This is a genomic window from Hymenobacter swuensis DY53 (assembly GCF_000576555.1).
GTDB classification, from domain to species: Bacteria; Bacteroidota; Bacteroidia; order Cytophagales; family Hymenobacteraceae; genus Hymenobacter; species Hymenobacter swuensis.
Genome location: NZ_CP007145.1, coordinates 443,476 through 462,380 on the forward strand (window position 1 = coordinate 443,476; position 18,905 = coordinate 462,380).

19 protein-coding genes are annotated in these 18,905 nt (G+C 58.8%); 7 read left to right on the forward strand and 12 right to left on the reverse strand.

Annotated features, from left to right (window positions below):
• Positions 1–125: 125 nt before the first annotated feature.
• Together HSW_RS03400 and HSW_RS03405 are read right to left on the reverse strand one after the other, a co-directional pair.
• On the reverse strand, positions 126–701 hold the full coding sequence (locus HSW_RS03400; RefSeq protein ID WP_044000836.1) for a DUF6799 domain-containing protein: 576 nt from the start codon (positions 699–701) through the stop codon (positions 126–128).
• Between the two features lie 60 nt (positions 702–761).
• Complete coding sequence (locus HSW_RS03405; RefSeq protein ID WP_044000837.1) at positions 762–1,181, reverse strand: hypothetical protein; 420 nt, start codon at positions 1,179–1,181, stop codon at positions 762–764.
• 213 nt (positions 1,182–1,394) lie between these two features.
• Here HSW_RS03405 and HSW_RS03410 point away from each other — a divergent pair, with 213 nt between their 5' ends.
• On the forward strand, positions 1,395–2,675 hold the full coding sequence (locus HSW_RS03410; protein ID WP_052346065.1) for an MFS transporter: 1,281 nt from the start codon (positions 1,395–1,397) through the stop codon (positions 2,673–2,675).
• A gap of 91 nt (positions 2,676–2,766) precedes the next feature.
• On the opposite strand, the gene HSW_RS22470 is transcribed toward HSW_RS03410, so the two are convergent.
• The 3 genes from HSW_RS22470 to HSW_RS03425 all read right to left on the reverse strand — a co-directional run bounded on the left by HSW_RS22470 (position 2,767) and on the right by HSW_RS03425 (position 5,865).
• Positions 2,767–3,513: a copper resistance protein NlpE N-terminal domain-containing protein gene (locus HSW_RS22470; RefSeq protein WP_052346066.1), complete on the reverse strand. Its 747-nt coding sequence runs from the start codon at positions 3,511–3,513 to the stop codon at positions 2,767–2,769.
• 201 nt (positions 3,514–3,714) lie between these two features.
• Positions 3,715–4,323 carry a hypothetical protein gene (locus HSW_RS03420; RefSeq protein ID WP_044000838.1) on the reverse strand — a complete coding sequence of 203 codons (609 nt, stop codon included), beginning with the start codon at positions 4,321–4,323 and terminating at the stop codon, positions 3,715–3,717.
• 108 nt (positions 4,324–4,431) lie between these two features.
• Positions 4,432–5,865 (reverse strand): alpha/beta hydrolase family protein, encoded by a 1,434-nt coding sequence (locus HSW_RS03425; RefSeq protein ID WP_197031933.1) that lies wholly within the window; start codon positions 5,863–5,865, stop codon positions 4,432–4,434.
• 403 nt (positions 5,866–6,268) lie between these two features.
• On the opposite strand from HSW_RS03425, the gene HSW_RS03430 reads away from it, so the two are divergent.
• Complete coding sequence (locus HSW_RS03430; protein WP_071883056.1) at positions 6,269–6,961, forward strand: SGNH/GDSL hydrolase family protein; 693 nt, start codon at positions 6,269–6,271, stop codon at positions 6,959–6,961.
• 133 nt (positions 6,962–7,094) lie between these two features.
• Here the strand turns inward: HSW_RS03430 and HSW_RS03435 are convergent, their stop codons facing one another.
• From HSW_RS03435 to HSW_RS03455, 5 genes are all read right to left on the reverse strand, one after another.
• Complete coding sequence (locus HSW_RS03435; RefSeq protein ID WP_044000840.1) at positions 7,095–8,102, reverse strand: acetate and sugar kinases/Hsc70/actin family protein; 1,008 nt, start codon at positions 8,100–8,102, stop codon at positions 7,095–7,097.
• Between the two features lie 145 nt (positions 8,103–8,247).
• On the reverse strand, positions 8,248–9,276 hold the full coding sequence (locus HSW_RS03440) for a hypothetical protein (RefSeq protein ID WP_044000841.1): 1,029 nt from the start codon (positions 9,274–9,276) through the stop codon (positions 8,248–8,250).
• A 90-nt stretch (positions 9,277–9,366) separates the two neighbouring features.
• The gene (locus HSW_RS03445) at positions 9,367–10,032 is read right to left on the reverse strand and encodes a hypothetical protein (RefSeq protein ID WP_044004063.1); all 666 of its coding nucleotides are present in this window, start codon (positions 10,030–10,032) and stop codon (positions 9,367–9,369) included.
• Between the two features lie 178 nt (positions 10,033–10,210).
• Positions 10,211–10,612, reverse strand: coding sequence for a hypothetical protein (locus HSW_RS03450; protein ID WP_044000842.1), 402 nt, complete (start codon positions 10,610–10,612; stop codon positions 10,211–10,213).
• 19 nt (positions 10,613–10,631) lie between these two features.
• The gene (locus HSW_RS03455; protein WP_044000843.1) at positions 10,632–11,156 is read right to left on the reverse strand and encodes a hypothetical protein; all 525 of its coding nucleotides are present in this window, start codon (positions 11,154–11,156) and stop codon (positions 10,632–10,634) included.
• A gap of 240 nt (positions 11,157–11,396) precedes the next feature.
• Here HSW_RS03455 and uvrA point away from each other — a divergent pair, with 240 nt between their 5' ends.
• From uvrA to HSW_RS03475, 4 genes are all read left to right on the forward strand, one after another.
• Positions 11,397–14,249 carry an excinuclease ABC subunit UvrA gene (gene uvrA, locus HSW_RS03460; RefSeq protein ID WP_044000844.1) on the forward strand — a complete coding sequence of 951 codons (2,853 nt, stop codon included), beginning with the start codon at positions 11,397–11,399 and terminating at the stop codon, positions 14,247–14,249.
• Positions 14,250–14,450: 201 nt separating this feature from the next.
• Positions 14,451–15,278 (forward strand): tryptophan-rich sensory protein, encoded by an 828-nt coding sequence (locus HSW_RS03465; RefSeq protein ID WP_052346067.1) that lies wholly within the window; start codon positions 14,451–14,453, stop codon positions 15,276–15,278.
• A 68-nt stretch (positions 15,279–15,346) separates the two neighbouring features.
• A complete protein-coding gene (gene tpiA, locus HSW_RS03470; protein ID WP_044000845.1) occupies positions 15,347–16,111 on the forward strand; it encodes a triose-phosphate isomerase in 765 nt (254 codons plus the stop codon).
• A gap of 133 nt (positions 16,112–16,244) precedes the next feature.
• Positions 16,245–16,625 (forward strand): DUF6150 family protein, encoded by a 381-nt coding sequence (locus HSW_RS03475; protein WP_044000846.1) that lies wholly within the window; start codon positions 16,245–16,247, stop codon positions 16,623–16,625.
• 97 nt (positions 16,626–16,722) lie between these two features.
• On the opposite strand, the gene HSW_RS03480 is transcribed toward HSW_RS03475, so the two are convergent.
• Positions 16,723–17,049, reverse strand: coding sequence for an OmpA family protein (locus HSW_RS03480; RefSeq protein ID WP_081768237.1), 327 nt, complete (start codon positions 17,047–17,049; stop codon positions 16,723–16,725).
• A 14-nt stretch (positions 17,050–17,063) separates the two neighbouring features.
• Entirely contained in the window at positions 17,064–17,765 is a 702-nt protein-coding gene (locus tag HSW_RS03485; RefSeq protein WP_044000848.1) for a hypothetical protein, read from the reverse strand.
• 168 nt (positions 17,766–17,933) lie between these two features.
• On the opposite strand from HSW_RS03485, the gene prmA reads away from it, so the two are divergent.
• Positions 17,934–18,770 carry a 50S ribosomal protein L11 methyltransferase gene (gene prmA / locus HSW_RS03490; protein ID WP_044000849.1) on the forward strand — a complete coding sequence of 279 codons (837 nt, stop codon included), beginning with the start codon at positions 17,934–17,936 and terminating at the stop codon, positions 18,768–18,770.
• Positions 18,771–18,905 lie beyond the last annotated feature (135 nt).

Below are 18,905 nucleotides of genomic sequence, written 5' to 3' on the forward strand. Positions count from 1 at the left end.
ATTTAGGATATACTATTGCTACTGTCCCGGCAGCCAGCAGGCCGGTAACGAGGCAAAAAAGGCTGGTTTTTACCGGGAGAGGAAAAACCAGCCAGTGCTGAAACACCAAAGCAAGAACCGTGCTTCTATGGCCGGAGCTGTTGGCTGAGCTGTTGAATGCGGACCTCTGATTCGGGGGTGGGGGCAGTACTGGATGCGGCGGCAGTGGCCCGCTCATTCAGTAGTACACTGAGCTGGCGCAGCTGCTCCAGCCGCTGGGCAGTGCGCTGCAGCATTGGGGCCAGGGCCGCCAGGTTGGTAGCCGTTGGAATACTGACGATAGTGGTGCCCGCCGAACCGGTCGTTTGCTCATCGTGCCGGGAAATAGCTTCGGGCGTCATCATATCGTCGCGGTAGATGACTACGTCGCCCTGCATATTCACGGCCTTGCCGTTCTCCAGCAGTTGGCGGGTCCCGTTCCTGCCCACCATGATACCATCGGGGCGCAGTGTGAGGCCGTTAGGGAAGCGCAAGGGGGCTGAAAGGGGCGACGTTTGCCCGGCTTGCAGGCGGAAAATCTTGCCGTTGCGCCGGAAGGCCCCATCCTTAAGCTGAGCGGTGGCAGCAACGGCAGGCGCGGTCTGGGCGAGGGTCGTTGCTTCGGCCGCCAGCAGTAGCCCGCCCAGCAGGGCATATCGAAGGAAAGTGGAAGGGTGCAGCATACGTGAAAACAATACGGGAGTGGGGTATGAACCAGACGCAATGAACTACTTCCGTAGGTATCAGGCGCTGTCGTGATGCTGGCGGCCGTTGAGCCAGGCCAGCGCGGTAGTTTCTTCGGTGAATAGGCGCACATGTGCTGTTTCATCGAGCACCATAGGGGAGCCGGTTGCCTGTTCCTCGGGGCTGAGATGCCCGGCGGCCACCAGAAACGCCAGATACACGCGGCCTCCCAGCGTAGCTGCCAGGCCGGGCACAAATTCGGTGAGTACCCAGTGCGTATCATCTTCGCTGGCAGGACCCCGCCTGCGCAAATCGAGCAGCCAGTACCGTGTGGGGCGGGCTGCCGCCAGAGCCTCATAGCTCTGTTGCAGCTCCCGGGCCGAAACCGGCCGCAGCCACCGCCCGGTCAGTACTCCCTGTTCAGGCCGGTAGTGGAACTCAACAAACTCGGCAATGGATGTGGGAAAGGAGGCTGGCATAGCGGTAAAATGAATGAGACACCCAGGCACCACGCATACTGACGCGTAATTGAGCGACGTACATGGTACATCGGTATACGTCAAACAGCCTGCAACGGCTTGCCGGGCTTACGAAGCGGGTTCCCGTGCTTTACAAAAGTGCCGTGGTTGAGCTTAGCGGGCGGGTGGGGCGGCCTACCTTTGCAAGGCCGCTGCTTCCCGGCTCTCCGCTTCATGTCAGTACCCGCCTCCGATACCCCTCGCCACGACCCGTACGCCGCCCTTCACATTCCGGACTTTCGCAAGCTGATTTCGGCGCGGGTGTGCCTCACGGTTGCCACCCGGATTCAAGGGCTGGTTATCAGCTGGCAGATTTTTCGGCTGACCGATGATCCACTGGCGCTTGGCCTGATTGGGCTGGCTGAGGCCATTCCCAGCATCGGGGTATCGCTCTACGCCGGTCACGTAGCCGATTCAGTTCGCCGGAAGAACATTATCATCGCCTCGGTGGCTACGCTGTTGCTGTGTGCGGTGGCCCTGGCGTTGCTTTCGTCTCCTAGAGGGCTGCAGCTGCTGGCGCGGGATTCTTATTACACGCTGCCGCTGTATAGTGTCATCTTTGTGAGCGGTATTGCGCGGGGCTTTCTGGGGCCGGCCTTGTTTTCCTTTATGCCCCAACTGCTGCCCGACCGGGAGCGGCTAGCCAACGCCGTAACCTGGAACAGCACCACATATCAGGCCGCCTCGGTGCTGGGGCCGGCCATTGGGGGGTACCTAGTGGCGCATCTGGGGGTAGCCAACTCTTATACGGTGGTTGTAGTGCTGTTGGGTCTGGCTTTGCTGCAGTTTGCAGCTATTGCCTCGCGGCCGTTGCCGGAGCGGGTAGGGGAGAAGCTGGGCCTGCGGGATAGTATTCTGAGCGGTCTGCGTTTTATCTGGCATAACCAACTGGTGCTGGCAGCTCTTTCGCTGGATTTATTCGCGGTGCTTTTTGGGGGTGCGGTGGCCTTGCTGCCGGTATTCGCGGTAGATATTCTCAAAGTAGGCGCGGCCGGACTGGGGCACCTGGAGTCGGCGCCGGCGGTGGGCTCGGTACTGATGGCTGCTTTCCTGACCTACTTCCCGTTGCGGCGTCATGCCGGCCGCAAGCTGCTGTGGGCGGTGGCGGGCTTTGGGTTGGCCACCATTGCGTTTGCGCTGTCTACCAACTTCTGGTTGTCGCTCTTCCTGCTGTTCCTGACCGGTGTTTTCGATTCAGTTTCGGTGATTGTGCGTTCCACCCTGTTGCACACTTTCACCCCAGAGCACATGAAAGGCCGTGTGTCGGCCGTCAACAATATCTTCATCGGCTCTTCCAACGAAATCGGCTCCTTTGAGTCGGGCTTAGCGGCACGGCTGCTGGGAGTGGTCAATTCCGTCGTGTTCGGAGGGATTATGACTATTGGCGTAGTTGGCCTCACGGCACTGCGGGCCGACAAACTGCGCCAACTGGATATGACACCTGAGAAAAAATGATAACCTGAAATGAGGCTCCCCTTCAACGCAACCGGCCCTGACACCACCATATGTCAGGGCCGGTTGCGTTGTTAAGCGGTAATTCGGTGCTTTATCTTACGGCCTGCGGGCAAACAGGATCAGGCTTCATTTCCAAAACCTTGTCGACTACCAGTGCTTCCTCCGTACCGGTGCCGAATTGGACCGTTTGTGTTTTTACAGTAGCTGAAACGCGCAGAAATACCGGCTGGCCGGCCTCCTTGCGGGTGTTGCCGTACTGGCGCTGCAAATCGGGGGTGAGGCCGGTAGGCGCTAGGGCGTATTGTTTGTCGGAGCCGCATTCCACAAAAACGGCCGCGTTAGCCTCGGCCGTGTAGAGGCCCGTGAACTCGCGGGTGGTGCCTGCTTCATTCAGGTTGCCATCAGACTGGTAGTTGAGGGTGTAGTCGGCGTTGGCGGCCTGCATGAGCTTGCCATCGGCATCCAGCAGCCGCAGCTTACGAGCCGCCTCTACCTGGTAGCGACGCACCGGGTTGTTGCCGCTCGGGGCCAGCGTGACTACCTGCCCGCGCACCCGCCACGGCCCCCGGCGGTAATTGGTCGGATCGGGGCGGCCGAGGTAGACTTCCTGAAGCTCGTAGAGGCTGTCGGGCTTGAGCGTGAGACGGGTGGCAATGCCCCGGCAGTCGTTGCAGGGAACCGTATCGGTGTAGACTCCTGCCAGGGGAGTGGCTGCCGCCCCGGTGTCTTTGTCGGCGGCCGGATTATCGGGACCGGTACCGTAGGGCTGCTCGCGGCCCTGGCAGGCACTAAACAGCAGGCATATGATGGCGGGTACAAAAAAGCGGGAAGGTTGCATAAAAATCGGCTGGTGAAGGAATCAGTTCCTACGCAGCCACCTTCTGAATAGATGCACAAGGAGGAAAGGCCGTCTTACGCAAGCTAAATGTGGATAAGTATGTGGATAAGTGTGTTCTTATGCACATTTCTGGAATTATGCAAGTTGCTTTTGCTGAAACTTGTGGGTATCAGCCAACTGCAACCTGTGTAAAACGGGCAGCTAGGCCCGCATCGGAACCAGAATAAAGGTGCCCCGTAGGCAGCGCATAAAGCCGTGGCGGCGGTTGTCCTGATTAAGGTCGCGGCGTTGGTAGCGTCCGTTCAGAGAAACCTGCCCCAGCACGAGAATGGTGTAGCCTCGGCGTCGGACTAGGTAGCGCCGCTGGCCGTCGGCCCGAACCGGCAGGTAGCGTTGCTCGAACTGCTGAGTGGCTTCCCAAGCAGCCAAGAGGGATTGTGCATCGGTGCCGGCTGCGCGTGCCTGCTGGTAAAGGGCCGCCAGGCGGATATCAGTAGTGTAATGGGCTTCCGGATGCTGACGCACCACCAAATCGTGGACCTGCCAAAGATGTTTCATAGCATTTTTCTGCAATAGAATCTCGCCGCAGTGCCGGCAGATGTGTTCCTCAGCGCTACATACCAACTGGCCCGGCTCCCGTGAATTGGGGTGCCGCTCCGGTAGCACGCGCCGCTCCCGCAGTACCTGCATCAGGCCAGAGAATAACTCGCCCTCACTCACGCCATACTTGTGCCGCAAAATGTCGAGCGTGTGCCGGCTGAGCATTTCGAAGGAAAGTAAATCGTGCAAATCGGCGCGCAGATCAGGCATAGCAGGGTATAAACCCAGCCAGCAGCGCTGGGTTCCGTTGGGGCTACCAAAGGGCAAAACAAAAGCGCCGAAGCTTGCTTCGGCGCTTTTGTTTTGCAGTAGCTCTAGTTAGCGACTAGCCTGAGCAGTTTTAGCCGATTTCCTGGCTCCTTTGGGCGCGGCAGTCGTTTTTTCGGGTGTGCCGCCCGTGGTGGGCAGAGCCTGGGGCTGTTCCGTATTGGCGAATATCCATTCTCGGACCACATTCAGGGCCTTGGGCGAAAACACGGGTTGCTGCTCACCATTTACCAGCGGCCAGTCCTTCATTTCGGGCTGATACCAGTGATTAACGCCGGTGAGCTTTACGGATTTTACTTTGGCATTTTTCAGGCCCTGTTTCAATGGCGCCATGTTCCGCTGCGGATCAACCTGCAGATCAATGGAGCCGCCCAGCAGCAGAACCGGGCACTTCACAGCGGCCAGGGAGCGGGTGGGGTCAAAATCAAGAAAGTAGCGCGACCAAGGCGAGGTAAGCTGGATGGCGCGGGCCCGCGCCATGTGCGGGTCGAGGTCGGTGTTGTTGAAGCGTAGAGTGGCGGCTACTTTGCCCCGGGCCTGATTGTCGTTGGGGGTCTGGCGGATGATTTCCACCATCTCCTTGTGCAGGTCCAGCGCCGCTTTTACCTGGGCCGGGTTAGAGCCAATGAGGCGCATGATTTCCATCTGCTGGCGCATAATCACGTCGCGCCCCGTAATACCGTAGCCTGACATGGACACCACAAAGGCCGGAGTGGCGGTGGCCTGCTCGGCAGCGGCAGCCAGCAGGGCTACGTTAGCTCCTTCGCCGTGGCCCATCAGCCCCACGTAACGGTTGTCGATGAGCGGGAGGGCGCGTAGGTATACCATGGCGGCCTGGGCATCTCCCACCAGATCCACGGTAGTAGTAGAAAAGTAGTTGCCCTGTGATTTGCCCATTCCCCGGTCATCAAAGCGCAGGACGGCAATGCCCCGCCGGGTCAGGTAATCGGCTAGTGACCCGAACATGCGGTAATCCTGCTGCTCCACGTCACGGTTCTGGGGGCCATTATCGGATAGTAGCACCACGGCCGGGAAGGGGCCGGGGCCAGCCGGAATGGTGAGAGTACCAGCCAGTCGGATGTTGGCTTCCAGGTTGCTGAACATCACGTCCTGCTCGCGGTATGGCGGGGTAAGACGGGGCTTGGTGGGAGCGGCGACTGGCTTGCTGGCGGTGAGGCGGGTGAGGGTCAGCGGAGCCGTAAGGCCCGGCTGCGTCCAGGTACCCTGAAGCACAGTGCCCCCGTTCTTGATTTTGCCCACAAAGCGGCTGCCGGCCTGCTCAATACTCACCTTCAGATCGAGGCCCTTCACGGTTACCTCGGCGGGCATCCGGCTGATGCGCTGTTGGGGTGCATCGAGAGCGGCGTAATATGCGCCATTGGAAAGCGGCACAATGGTAATAATAAGCGTGAGCTGACCGCCAGGAACCTTGAGCGGACCTTGCCACTGCCCGTTCAATACGGTAGGCGGATCAGCGGCGGCCAAGGCGGCCGCTGGTAACCAACAAAGCAGCCCAAATAAGAAAAATATGAGTATGAATTTCTTCATAAAGTGAAAATCAACAAGGGTATTCTACTGCCGTAGAGGCAATAAGAGAATGAAAATATCAAACTTGACGCATACATCCCAACCCGGGTTACGCTGGCCGTTCAAGAATGTGCCGCAGAAGATAAAAAAGCATAAAAAACTTTTGAACGGCGCTCAGTAAAAGGCCCAAAAAGTATTCGGCGGTGCCTATACTCAAGCAAGCGCAACGGTAACCTGGTGCGGGCCGGTTTTCGTAGCACACGGAGGGTTGGCGCAACCTGTTTCCGTTGGCCTCCGACCTTACCCAACGCCTGCTTGCCGGCCGCAGCCGCTTTATAAGCTTTCCATCCTTTTGTTTGCAATGTCCACTACCGCTTTCCACCGCTTTCTGTACACCGGCCTGCTGCTGGCCGTAGCCAATTGCACTACCACTGTCCAAGCCCAGGTGCAACCCGTTAACCCTGCCCAGTGGACCGCTGAGCTGCGCGCCTTTGCCCACCAAGACAGCCTCACGCCGCCACCTGTTCGCCCCATCCTGTTCTACGGCAGCTCCTCGGTGCGCAAGTGGGAAACACTACGGCAGGATTTCCCGGGCCGGCCGGTGCTTAACCGGGGCTTTGGCGGCTCCCGCTTCCCCGATGCGCTGTACTTCTTCGATAACCTGGTAGTGGCCTACCAGCCCCGGCAAGTGGTGCTCTACGAGGGCGACAACGACATTGGGTCCGGAGCCACGCCGCAGGAGGTATTTCAGTCGTTTCTGGCGTTCGAGAAGCTGATGCAGCAGAAGTTGCCTAAGGTGCCGCTGGTGTTTCTGGCCATCAAGCCCAGTCCGTCGCGCTGGGCCCTCTACCCCAGCGTGCAGGAAGCCAACCGGCTCATCCGGGACTACATTGCGGCTCACCCAATGCATCTGCGGTACGTGGATACGGCCACGCCCCTACTCGGCCCCAACGGCAAGCCCGGCCCGCAGTTCTACGTGTCCGACAGCCTGCACATGACGCCCGCCGGGTATGCGGTGTGGCAGCGGGTGGTGAAACCAGCATTGAAGAAATAAGGCAGCCCAGTTTTACTTCCTACGAGTTGGATGTATGCTATCAGAGTATAGTCGTCACTTTTGCCCGGCTAGCATACAAACGAGAAGGGCCGACAGCTACAGCTGCCGGCCCTTTCTGTTGGGGAAAAGAAGTCTATTTGCTTAGCAGAAACCCAATGGTGAAGTTGGCGTCCCAGTCGAAGACGAACTGCTGGCAGCCGGTGGCTTCCTGCACAGACCGGTAGATGTTCTGACCGGCCTTCGATTTGGCGTTATCGAGCTTGTAGGCGTCGGCGGCGTTGAGAACGGTGTACCGTTCGTCGCCTTTACGGGTCTGCTTAGCCAGTTCATACGGAATGCCCCCGATGATAAAGCAGGTTTTCCGTAGTCCGGCAGGCACCTGGCCGGCTTTGGCTTTCACGTCGGCGGCCACCGCCGCGTCGTCGGTACCGTTCTGGAAGTATTTGGCACCATAAGTTTCCAGGGCCTTGGGTGTACCGTTTTCCAGCCAGGAGATTTTCGTGTTGCCGGAACCGATATCCACCACAAACGACTTATCGGCGTAGTCACGGGGGAGTACGGAGCGCAGGGCCAATTGGCCTTCGCGCTCCGGCGTTACAGTGTTTACCACGTAGCCCAGCCCCTTCAGCGCCTTGATGATTTTCTGGGTTCCTTCCGCTTTCAGTGCGCCCGAGCTGACCACGAACTGAATGTCGCGGCCGGGTACGCCAAAGTCCAGCATCTTGGCAATGTAGGCTTTCAGGCCTGTGCGGATATCGTTGTCGGAAGCCATGTTTTCGATGGCCAAGCTGGTGCCGAACTCCGCCTTTTCCAGCTTCCAGTTCTTCTGCTCATCAATGCGCACAATGAACGAGTTGAAGCCGCTGGCCCCCAGTTCCACCACGCCTTTCAGCTTGCCATTGACGGGCGCCGGAGCCGCGTAAGTGAAAGTCGTCGGTGCGGCTGCGGTGGTCGTGGTGCTGATCGGGCTGCCGTCGGCCGCCGTTGGGGTACTGCCCGGCGTGGTTATTTCGGTGGTCGTGGCCGTGGCAGGGTCCGGCTTCAGCATTTTGTCGCCGAGGAAATAGCGGACGCCGAAATACGCGGCCACCAGCACAATGGCCGTGATAATGAGCCGGCCGGCTAACGTTAGTCGTTGCATAAGTAGGAAGGGAAAGAGTGGTGTTTGGCTTGTCATGTCGAGCAGAGCGAAACAGCTCGCGTGCTGACGTTGTACTGGTGGTAAGTAGTGCTGCGGATGAGATGCTTCGGCTGCGCCTCAGCATGATGTTCTGGTGCCAACAAGCTCAGTCCAGCAGGCTGCGGTAGTTGGCGTCTTTGGCGGGGAAGGTTTCGCCGGGGCGTGGGGCGGTAGGGGAATTAACCGGGTTGGTATCCAGGCTCACTAGCTTGAATTCGCCTTTGTTGTAGGCGTCCAGCATAGCTTCGCCTTTGTCGGAGAGGATGCCGTTCTGCACGTCCACGGAGTTGATGAAATCCATCGATAAATCCATGGCCCGCTTCATCTCGCCCAGCTTCTGGCTCATGTCGTCCTGGATGTATTCCATCGACTCATCGAAGTAAAACTTCTTGTCCGGGTCGCCCTTGAAGATGCTCACGGCGGTGCGCAGGGCGCTGGAGCTTTCCTTCACAATCTTGTACTCCACCTCCTTCAGGCGCACCTTGATTTCGGTTTCCTTGATGATGTAGTCGGCGCTTTGGTTCACCTTTTCCATGAAGGCCAGTACCATCTGCATGTTGCGCTGCAGGGGGAGCAGCTTCTGGTTCATGTCCTGCAGGCCGGCGCCTTCGATGGTGGCCAGGGAAGCCGTTTCCTTCATACCGGGCCGGTCGAGCATGGTGCTGGCTTTGTTGGCCTCTGCGAATTTCTGCTTGATTTCGGCGTTGTTCTCGTTAATTTTCTTGTTCAGTTTCACCAGTTGACCGGCCAGGGTATCAATCTGTCCCTGCATCTTCTGACGCTTCTGCTTCAGGTCATCAATGTAGATCTTGAGGATGGCAATGGGGTTGAGCTGAATCACGAGGCCGGCAATTTTGCGCATCAGCGTCTTGAACAGGAAAAACGTGGCCGTGCGCACGTCGCGGCTCGTGACCAAGAACACCACCACGCCCAGCGCCCCCAGCAGAAACGCCAGGTGCAGCGTGTTGGTAGCCACTTTTATCAGGAACTCTACAATCTGGTTGAAATAGAACAGGCCCGTGCCCGCCAGTCCGGCCAGCACCACCAGCCCCAGAATACCCTCAGGGCGCGACCAGAACGAACGTTTTTCCACGTCCGTCCCACCGCCCAGCTGCGAAAAATCAGGAGTTGCCATGAAGAGGTGAAATGGTGAGTTAAGGTTGAGATGGCGCAGGAGTCGTGCGTTTGTCATTGCGAGGCGGAGCCGAAGCAATGACAAACTCTCCTACCGCAGGTGCTGCGCTATTTTGGTGAGGTCGTCCTTGATTTGCTGGGTGAAGTGGGCGTAGGTGGCCTCGTAGTTCTGGCGGTTTTGCTGGAGCTTGCCGCTCTGCTCCGTTATTTCGCCCCCAATGGCCGTGAGCCGCTCCGTGTTGGCGGCCACCTTCTGCTGAATCTCAGTGAGCTGCCGGGCCAGGGCCTCGTTTTCGGTCTGCAGCTGCTGCTGCTCGGTCTGGAGGCCTCCCACGCGTTCCGCAATGGCGGCTTCCACGCTCTTGCCAAACGCCTCCCGGTCCTGGTTCAGGGTGGTGAGGTACTGGTTGGCGGTGCTGCTGAGTTGGTTTACATCCGTGGAGCCGCCCAGCGCCTTAAAGCTGGCCCAGGCTGCCTGAAACTGCTTACTCTCACTCAGCTCCAGGCCCGCCAGCCCTCGCAGCGCCTCCCGAAACTCAAAGTAATCGGGGCCGGGCAGGTTGTGTTTGGCTAGTACGTTGGCAAAATGCTCGGCAAAGCGCGGGTCGATGGTGCCGGGCGGGAGGGGCGCGCGGGCCGGAGCCGCGCCGGCCGGGGGCGCGGGGCTACCGGCAGCCGGCTGGCCGAGGGTGGTAGGTTCGTCCTTGAGGAAAAAGCCCAGGATTTTGCGCCCGAGGGTATCGTCAGCTTCTGCCATGTGCATCCGGCGTGAATAGTGGATACACAATGTTACAGGTTTGGCGGATTAGTTGGCCAGAAGATAGAACGCATGGACGGTTGGAGCCACAGTGGAGGCCATGGCCGTGTCAGGCGTGAAGCCCCTTGCCGGTGAGGATCTGCGGCCGGCATTGTGCAAAGCGCCCCGTCTGCTTTGGCTACCGGCTAATTGTTCGGCCCGCGTGGGTGCCGCGCCACGTCTGGTGTAGTTCGTAGCGTTCCGGGTCTGTGTGGGGGTAATCGGCCCCGCCTTTATTCCAGATTTCTACGTGGTGTATGAGGCCGTCCTGCAAATGAATGGTGGCGTCCGCAAGCAGGGATAGTTCGATAGAGCATATTTCAACTTCGTCCAGCATTTCGGTTGAAGTGCCTGCGGTGTCGCCAGGAATAGCCAGATGAGGTATCGGGCGGTCGGCTTCCATATAGAAGAAGGCTCCCATGCCCGTATGCTCGGTACGCAGCAGGGTAAGGTGCGTGACTTGTTGCCTCAGCAGGCTGCCCGCCGGGTGTTCATCAAACGCGAGGTCGAAAATATCCAACAGGTAGCGGGAGGTTAGCATGTCAAGGGCTGGGCACGAGTTACGCTGCGCTAAACTCCCGCCAGTTGGTGGGGCTGGGCGTAAAGTGCTCGTTTGTGCCGAAGTGAATTTCGTGTTCGTGAAAAAATAGGAGCGCCCAAGTCAAGGATTGATCAAATACAGTTAAGTCATCTGCAATAGGGTAGTAAAAGCTGTCGAAGTATTTGATGAAGATTTCCCAGGGAACAATCATAGCGTCCTCCTGTGACCACGTCAGAAAGACAAGTTGGTCAAAAGGAAGTCCTCGCTGGTAAAGCCACTTCTTGATTTCCTTCTCATTGTCTGTCAGCACTTCAATACTATGGGCCGTTCGGAAAAATCCTTTCTTGAAAGGTATGTCGCCGTGCAGGTCTATCATGTCAATATAATCTGATAAGAATTTTGCTGCTGCTTTACTCAGTGGCCGCAGTAATTCAAGATGCTGATCTGGAAGCTTATTATACTCCTCTTCGGTGAAACGCCACTTCAACTGAAAGTTATCCAGCGGAATAATGTGCTCGTGAATTGTATCAAAGTCTACTTTCATACTGTAATGTCATTATTCTAAACTGACCGTTGCTAGCTGGCTACTTAGTTGTTCCATCTGGTGTTAGCCCTGCGTACACAAGGTAGTAGCGCAAAGTGTACAGACAGCAGTGTGCTTGTTGTTGCTCGGCGTCTTTGCTCATATTACGTCAACCATCCCAGCCGGCCCCGCCGTACCTTCGCCTGACCTAAACCGCGCCCAGGGAAACCAAACCCCGGGCGGCGGCTGTTTACCCGTTCTATGGCTGACAACTCCGCTCTGCAAGTAGCCGCCCCCGCGGCCGACCCCATTGACCAGCTCGACCCGCGCGAGTTTATCCTCATCAAAAACGCCCGCGTCCACAACCTCAAGAACCTGAGTGTGGCGTTGCCGCGCAACAAGTTCATTGTGGTAACGGGCCTGTCGGGCTCGGGTAAGTCGAGCCTGGCGTTTGATACGCTGTACGCCGAGGGCCAGCGCATGTACGTGGAGAGCCTCAGCAGCTACGCCCGCCAGTTCCTGGGCCGCATGGACAAGCCCGACGTGGACTACATCCGGGGCATCTCGCCGGCCATTGCCATCGAGCAGAAGGTCAGCATCAAGAACAACCGCTCCACCGTGGGCACCAGCACCGAAATCTACGACTACCTCAAGCTGCTGTTTGCGCGGGTGGGCCGCACCTACTCGCCCGTGAGCGGCGAGCAGGTGAAGAAGGACAACGTGGCCGACGTGGTGGATTACCTCATGCGCCTGCCCGCCGATACCCGCGTGATGCTGCTGGCTCCCCTGCAGCCTGCCCAGGACGGCCGCCCGATGAGCAAGGAGCTGGATTTGCTGCTGCAGAAAGGCTACAGCCGGGTAGTAGTAAACGGCGAAACCGCCTTCATCGAAGAACTCATTGCCGAGGGCCAGCCCGAAGTGAAAGGCGAAGTCTTCATCATGATTGACCGCGCCGTCATCATCCCCGGTGACGAGGACCTCACCTTCCGCCTCGCCGACTCCGTGCAAACCGCCTTCTTCGAGGGCCACGGCAGCTTGCTGGTCAGCGAGCAGGCCAGCACCGCCACGGAGCCGACCACCAAGCAGTTCTCCGACCGGTTTGAGCTGGATGGGGTGGTGTTCGAGGAGCCGAGCGTTAATTTCTTCTCCTTCAACAACCCCTATGGCGCCTGCCAGACCTGCGAAGGATTCGGCTCGGTGCTGGGCATTGATGAGGATTTAGTAATCCCAGACAAGAGCATGACGGTGTACGAGGGCGCCATTGCCCCCTGGCGCACCGACAAGCAGAGTGAGTGGCTGAAGCCGCTGCTCAAAAACGGCATCCGCTTCGATTTCCCGATTCACCGGCCCTACAACGAGCTGAGCGAAGCCGAGCGCACCCTGCTCTGGAAGGGCAACAAGTACTTCGACGGCCTCGATACCTACTTCAAGTGGGTGAGCGAGCAGACGCACAAAATCCAGTACCGCGTGCTGCAAAGCCGCTACCGGGGCCGCACCACCTGCCCCGACTGCCGCGGCACGCGTCTGCGCAAAGACGCCCAGTACGTCAAAATCCAGGGCCAGAGCATTACCGATCTGGTACTGCTGCCGGTGAGCCGGGCGCTGGAGTTTTTCCAAACCCTCGACCTGCCCGAGCACGAAGCCAAAGTGGCCGAGCGCCTCGTGACGGAAGTCACCAACCGCTTGGAGTACCTGAACCGGGTGGGGTTGGGCTACCTCACCCTCAACCGCCTCAGCAGTACGCTCTCGGGCGGGGAAAGCCAGCGGATTTCGTTGGCTACTTCGCTGGGTTCGGCGCTAGTGGGCTCCATGTACATTCTCGATGAGCCTTCGATTGGCCTGCACCCCAAGGACGCCGAGCAACTGATTGGCGTGTTGCGCTCCTTGCAGCAGCTCGGCAACACCGTAATTGTGGTGGAGCACGAGGACAAAATGATGGAGCAGGCCGACCAGATTATCGACATCGGGCCCGAGGCCGGCTCGGGTGGCGGTATCCTGCAGTTCCAGGGCACCTACGCCGAGGTCTTGACCTCCGACACCTACACCGGCCAGTACCTGAGCGGCCGCATGGCGGTGGAAGTGCCCGAAACCCGCCGCCCCTGGCGCAACGCGCTGGAGCTGACCGGCGCCCGCGAGAACAACCTCAAGAACGTATCGGTGAAGTTTCCGCTGAACGTGATGACGGTGGTAACGGGCGTATCGGGCTCCGGCAAAAGCACGCTGGTGAAGCGGATTCTGGCCCCGGCCCTGCTCAAGCAGCTCGGCGGCGGCGCGGGCGAAGCCACTGGCAAGTTCGACCGCCTCACCGGTGTAAACGGCCAGGTAACGCACGTCGAGTTCGTGGACCAGAACCCCATCGGCAAGAGCAGCCGCTCCAATCCCGTCACCTACGTAAAGGCCTACGACGCCATCCGGACGCTGTTCTCCGACCAGCCGCTGGCCAAAGCGCGCGGCTTCAAACCCTCGCACTTCTCGTTCAATATTGATGGGGGCCGCTGCGAGGTGTGCCAGGGCGAGGGCCAGGTGAAGATTGAAATGCAGTTCATGGCCGACATCTACCTGACCTGTGAGGCCTGCGAGGGCCGCAAGTTCAAGCAGGACGTGCTGGACGTGAAGTTCCAGGACAAGGCCATCAACGACGTGCTTGACATGACCATCGAGGACAGCATCGAGTTCTTCAAGGGCCAGCCCAAAATCGTGGAGCGCCTCAAGCCGCTCGACGACGTGGGACTGGGCTACATCCGGCTGGGGCAGTCGGCCAATACGCTGAGCGGCGGCGAGGCCCAGCGCGTGAAGCTGGCCTCATTCCTGACCAAGGGCAACACCCTGCAAAACGATAAAATCCTGTTCATCTTTGACGAGCCCAGCACCGGCCTGCACTTCCACGACATCAACAAGCTGATGACGGCTCTCAACGCGCTGGTGGAGCAGGGCAACTCGGTCCTCATCATCGAGCACAACATGGACATCATCAAGTGCGCCGACTGGGTTATTGACCTTGGCCCCGAGGGTGGCACCAACGGCGGCCACCTGCTCTTCGAAGGCACACCCGAGGACATGGTGAAGCTCAAAGACACCAACCACACGGCGCGCTTCCTGGTAGACAAGCTCTAAATCACAGACGGTGCAGATGCAGCCGTAGATGCCGCAGATTCGTTCCGGCGTATTGGATAGGTGATAAAAAGGATTCGGGCATAGTCAGTTCAGCACTACCAGTACTGAATTGGCTATGCCCGAATCCATCCGACATCTTTACAGCAAAACCGTAGAGCGACTCAGCGCTATCTGCGACTTCATCTGCACCATCTGTGATTTATGAATACTACCACTTCTACCACAGCTGCTTTTGATGCCCTGACGGCTCCTACCGAAAGCTGGGCTTGGCGTTGGGCCGCTTCGGCGGCCATTGTGGGCAACATTGCGCTGAACTATGTGTCGCAGCGGTTTCCCTTTAACGGGCAGACCAATGCCGATGTATCGGGCAAGTACCCCACGCCGCTCACGCCGGCCGGCTACGCGTTCAGCATCTGGGGCGTGATATTTCTGAGCCTGCTGGTATATGCTGTGTGGCAGCTGCTGCCGGCCCAGCGCCGCCACCCGCTCCCCGATGCCGTGGCCCGGCCGCTGGTGCTGGTGAACGGGCTGACAGGCCTGTGGCTGGTGGTGTTTGCCTATGAACTACTGCCGCTGAGCGTGGTGGTGATGCTGGGCATTCTGGCCGGCCTGGCGGTGGTGTACGGCCGCGTGCGGCACTTTGCGCGCCGGGGCGAGGCTCCGGTTTGGGTCAATATCCCCTTCGGCTTATACTTGGGCTGGATTTCGGTGGCGCTGGTGGTGAATGCCACCGTGGCGCTGGGCACCCGCTGGCAGGTGAGTGAGGCGAAGGGTATCGAAATAGCAATTATTCTGGTTGGCATTGTGGCCGGGCTGGCCCTGAATGTAACCAAGCGGTTCCGGGAGCTGGCCTACCCGGCGGCCGTCACCTGGGGACTGGTGGGTATTTGGGCCGCCCGCCGCGCTGCCGATGATACCCTGGTATTGTCTTGGATGGCGCTGGCGGCGGCCGGGCTGGTAACCGTGGCGGCGCTGGGGCTGGTGTGGTGGGGTAGGGAGAATAAGGCGGTAGTTGTGGGTAGTAGGTAGTGAGAACAGGAACGTCATTCCGCATTCCCTAACTTGCGGGCCAACCCCCAACCTCAACCCTTTCCGCAATGCGTAAGAATATTGTCGCCGGCAACTGGAAAATGAATACTACCCTGCAGGATGCGCAGGCCCTGATTTCTGAAATCGTGCACATGGTGCAGGACGAAGTAACCGGCTCGGCCGTGGAAGTGGTGGTGTGTCCGCCGTTCCCATTCCTGTCGGCCGTGGGTAAGCAGCTGCCCGAGGGCGGCCGGTTCCACCTGGGGGCCCAGAACTGCCACCAGAAGGAAAGCGGCGCGTTTACCGGCGAGGTGTCGGCCAAGATGCTGCAGTCGGTGGGGGCGGAGTACGTGATTCTGGGCCACTCGGAGCGCCGCCAGTATTTTGGTGAGGATGATGAACTGCTGAGCCAGAAGCTGAAAGCCGCTTTGGCCGCCGGCCTCAAACCCATTTTCTGCGTGGGCGAAACCTTGGAAACCCGCGAGGCTGACGAAACCTTCAACTACATCAGCAAGCAGTTGAAAGACGGCCTGTTCCACCTCAGCAACGAGGAGTTCGACCAGGTAGTTATTGCCTACGAGCCCATCTGGGCCATCGGGACCGGCAAAACGGCCACCAGTGCCCAGGCCCAGGAAGTACACGCCTTCATCCGGGAGCAGATAGCCCGCGCCTACGACGCCGAGGCGGCCCTGAACACGAGCATCCTCTACGGCGGCTCGGCCAACGCCCAGAACGCCCGCGAGCTGTTCAGCCAGCCCGACGTAGACGGCGGCCTCATCGGCGGTGCCGCCCTCAAGTCCCGCGACTTCACCGAGATTATCAAGTCGTTTTAGGGGTCATTGCGAGTGAAGCGAGGAATCTGAGTTCCCCTCTTGTGAGAAGCTCAGATTCCTCGCTTCACTCGCAATGACAACGAACTTATTTCGGCCGGATAATTGTCCAAGGCATACTCCCTAGCCATCTGCTATGCTTTCAACCTTGCTTCTCTCCGGCCTCTTGGCTCTTAACCCGTTTGCGCCCGCGCCCCATGCGCCGCTGACGGCTTCGGCCGTTGTGGCTTCCGTAGATGGGTGCCGGATTTTCGGCTCGGTGTTTCTGGAAACTGACCCACGCCGGAAGGGCCAGTGCTTCGGGGTAGTGTACCTGGAGCCGGAGGAAGCCTTTGCCGACGTGCTCATCTATCCGGAAACCAACAAGCTCTTCGCCGACAAAGCTGGCCTCTGGTACTTGGCCGATTCGCCTCACTTCGCCGATTACGCCCTGTTCGTGACGGATAACCGCAACCTGGCTGACTTCTCCATTCACTACACGAAAGTGCGTAGCTACGCCGGTTGCCGGAAGCAGTGAGTTAGCAGTGCGCTATAAGAAATGAGAGGTGAGACGTTTGTTCTGAAACCCAGTTGGGCCGACAGAACGAATGTCTCACCTCTCACTTCTACAATAGCTACAGCTTCACCAGTTCCACCCGGCGGTTTTTGGCCCGTCCTTCTTCCGTGGAGTTGTCGGCCAGCGGTTTGGTCTGGCCGAAACCGGCAGTTTGGAGGCGACCAGCCGCAATACCTGCTTGGGTAAGCTCGGTCACTACGGCACTGGCGCGGTCATCAGAAAGCTGCTGATTACGAGCCGCAGTGCCCACGTTATCGGTGTGGCCCTGTACGGCCAGGCGCAGCTGCGGATTCTGCCGGAGCAGCGCCAGCACCTCTGCCACCGTGGCCGCCGACTCGGGCTGGAGGGTGGCTTTATCCGTGTCGAAGTTGAGGTAGAGGGCTATGTGGCCTTCCGTATCTAGTTTTTTTTTAGCTCCTCGGCCGGTAGTACCGTGGCCTGTTGCGGCATAGCGGCGCGCTCCGTCACAGTGAGGTTATAGTCCCCGTCGCTGCCCAGCGGCGTTACCTGCGCCCATACTTCTTTGTCCTTCTGTCGGATGACGTAGGTGCTGGTTTCGTGGTCGGTGCTGACGCTCCATTTGCCGTGCTTGTACACCGCATCCGAGCCGATTTTGTCAATGGCTTCCTGGGGCACTTTGCCCGCAAATACCTTCACGGCTCCCAGACCGGTGAGCAGGGTTTCATAATTGCGCTGAATCATCAGCTCGGACGCCTTTTTCTCGCCGTTGCTTTCGTCGAACAGCCGCTGCGACACTTTGCCTTCTATCGGCACCAGGTTCTTGCCATCATACACGTAGGCCATTTCGAAGTCGTAGTCCTCGCTGTTGCTGGTGTTGACTTCGTAGCCTTTCAGCGCGCTCAGGTAAGGAAAGCCGCCCAGGTTGGCCGCCGAAACGGGTACAGTATTGATGTCGAAGGTGGCTGCCGTAGCCGTAGCGGGCGTGGCCTCGGGCGTTTCTTCGGGTGCCGGAGCCGCAGTGCTGGTGGTAACGGTTTGCGTTTCGGTGGTGGTTTCCTCGGCTTTGTCTTTGCTGCCGCAGGCAGAAAGCGTGGTGGTAACGGCGAATACGAAGGAGAGGTAGCGCAGTGTGCGTTTCATAGGAGGGGAGTGGACTTGGTTGCTCAAATAAAGATATTTTTATATTAAAATAGTCTGATGCAAACCGGTGGCGGGCGGTGGCGGGTATGGGTAAGCCGGTTTTTTGGCCGAACTTTACCCGCCCGGTTCAGCCGGTTTCCCCGATTTTGCCTTTTTACCGAACGACTGATGGATTACGTTGAAGTGCGCGTGCAGGCTCCCCGCGAGCTGTCGGATATACTGGTGGCCGAGCTGGCAGAAGTGGGCTACAATACCTTCGAAGACAACGACGAAGGCTTCTGTGCCTACATTGATGAGGACCAGTTTTCGGCCGATAACGTGGCCGAAATCATGAGCCGCTATGAGGGTATGGGCTCCGTGGGCTACGAGCACCGCGTGATTACCCGCCAGAACTGGAACGCCGAGTGGGAGAAGAATTTCCAGCCCCTGGTTATTGCCGACCAGGTATCGGTGCGCGCGCCCTTCCATGAGGCCCGGCCCGAACTCAAGCACGAAATCGTGATTATGCCGCGCATGTCCTTCGGCACCGGCCACCACGATACCACGGCCCTGATGATTACCAACCAGCTCCACATCGACCACCAAGGAAAGCGGGTGCTGGATATGGGCTGCGGAACCGGCATTCTGGCCGTCATGGCTGTGCAGCTGGGTGCCGATTACGTGCTTGCCGTAGATGTGGAGCCCTGGACCGCCGAAAACGCTGCCGATAACGCCCTCGAAAATAACGTGCAGGACAAAGTGGAAGCCCGCCTCGGCGACGTAACCGCTTTGGAAGGAGAGGAGCCCTTCGACCTGATTCTGGCCAACATCAACCGCAATGTGCTGCTGGAGGATATGGGCGCATACGCGCAGTACCTCAAGTCCGGCGGCCCCATCCTGTTCAGCGGCTTCTACGAAGATGATCTGCCGCTTATTCGCGAGGCTGCCGAGAAAGCCGGTTTTCAGTATGAAAGCCATCTGGTGCAGAACCACTGGGTATCGGCCGTGTTCCGGCAGCCTGCCTAGCAGTCTGGTCCGGATTTTGAGGCATATCGCGCAGCCTGGGTTTTATAGCCCGGGCTGCGCTGTTTCTGGGGCAAACCGGCTGCTACTCAGAATTGAACGAAAGCCGGGCAGAGTATGATTGTGAGGAGGCGGGCA

What these genes read in the sequence shown, in the direction of transcription:
- HSW_RS03400 (WP_044000836.1), bottom strand. Translation starts at nt 701, where the DNA reads ATGCTGCACCCTTCCACTTTCCTTCGATATGCCCTGCTGGGCGGGCTA.
- HSW_RS03405 (WP_044000837.1), bottom strand. Translation starts at nt 1,181, where the DNA reads ATGCCAGCCTCCTTTCCCACATCCATTGCCGAGTTTGTTGAGTTCCAC.
- HSW_RS03410 (WP_052346065.1), top strand. Translation starts at nt 1,395, where the DNA reads ATGTCAGTACCCGCCTCCGATACCCCTCGCCACGACCCGTACGCCGCC.
- HSW_RS22470 (WP_052346066.1), bottom strand. Translation starts at nt 3,513, where the DNA reads ATGCAACCTTCCCGCTTTTTTGTACCCGCCATCATATGCCTGCTGTTT.
- HSW_RS03420 (WP_044000838.1), bottom strand. Translation starts at nt 4,323, where the DNA reads ATGCCTGATCTGCGCGCCGATTTGCACGATTTACTTTCCTTCGAAATG.
- HSW_RS03430 (WP_071883056.1), top strand. Translation starts at nt 6,269, where the DNA reads ATGTCCACTACCGCTTTCCACCGCTTTCTGTACACCGGCCTGCTGCTG.
- HSW_RS03435 (WP_044000840.1), bottom strand. Translation starts at nt 8,102, where the DNA reads ATGCAACGACTAACGTTAGCCGGCCGGCTCATTATCACGGCCATTGTG.
- HSW_RS03440 (WP_044000841.1), bottom strand. Translation starts at nt 9,276, where the DNA reads ATGGCAACTCCTGATTTTTCGCAGCTGGGCGGTGGGACGGACGTGGAA.
- HSW_RS03445 (WP_044004063.1), bottom strand. Translation starts at nt 10,032, where the DNA reads ATGGCAGAAGCTGACGATACCCTCGGGCGCAAAATCCTGGGCTTTTTC.
- HSW_RS03450 (WP_044000842.1), bottom strand. Translation starts at nt 10,612, where the DNA reads ATGCTAACCTCCCGCTACCTGTTGGATATTTTCGACCTCGCGTTTGAT.
- HSW_RS03455 (WP_044000843.1), bottom strand. Translation starts at nt 11,156, where the DNA reads ATGAAAGTAGACTTTGATACAATTCACGAGCACATTATTCCGCTGGAT.
- uvrA (WP_044000844.1), top strand. Translation starts at nt 11,397, where the DNA reads ATGGCTGACAACTCCGCTCTGCAAGTAGCCGCCCCCGCGGCCGACCCC.
- HSW_RS03465 (WP_052346067.1), top strand. Translation starts at nt 14,451, where the DNA reads ATGAATACTACCACTTCTACCACAGCTGCTTTTGATGCCCTGACGGCT.
- tpiA (WP_044000845.1), top strand. Translation starts at nt 15,347, where the DNA reads ATGCGTAAGAATATTGTCGCCGGCAACTGGAAAATGAATACTACCCTG.
- HSW_RS03475 (WP_044000846.1), top strand. Translation starts at nt 16,245, where the DNA reads ATGCTTTCAACCTTGCTTCTCTCCGGCCTCTTGGCTCTTAACCCGTTT.
- HSW_RS03485 (WP_044000848.1), bottom strand. Translation starts at nt 17,765, where the DNA reads ATGAAACGCACACTGCGCTACCTCTCCTTCGTATTCGCCGTTACCACC.
- prmA (WP_044000849.1), top strand. Translation starts at nt 17,934, where the DNA reads ATGGATTACGTTGAAGTGCGCGTGCAGGCTCCCCGCGAGCTGTCGGAT.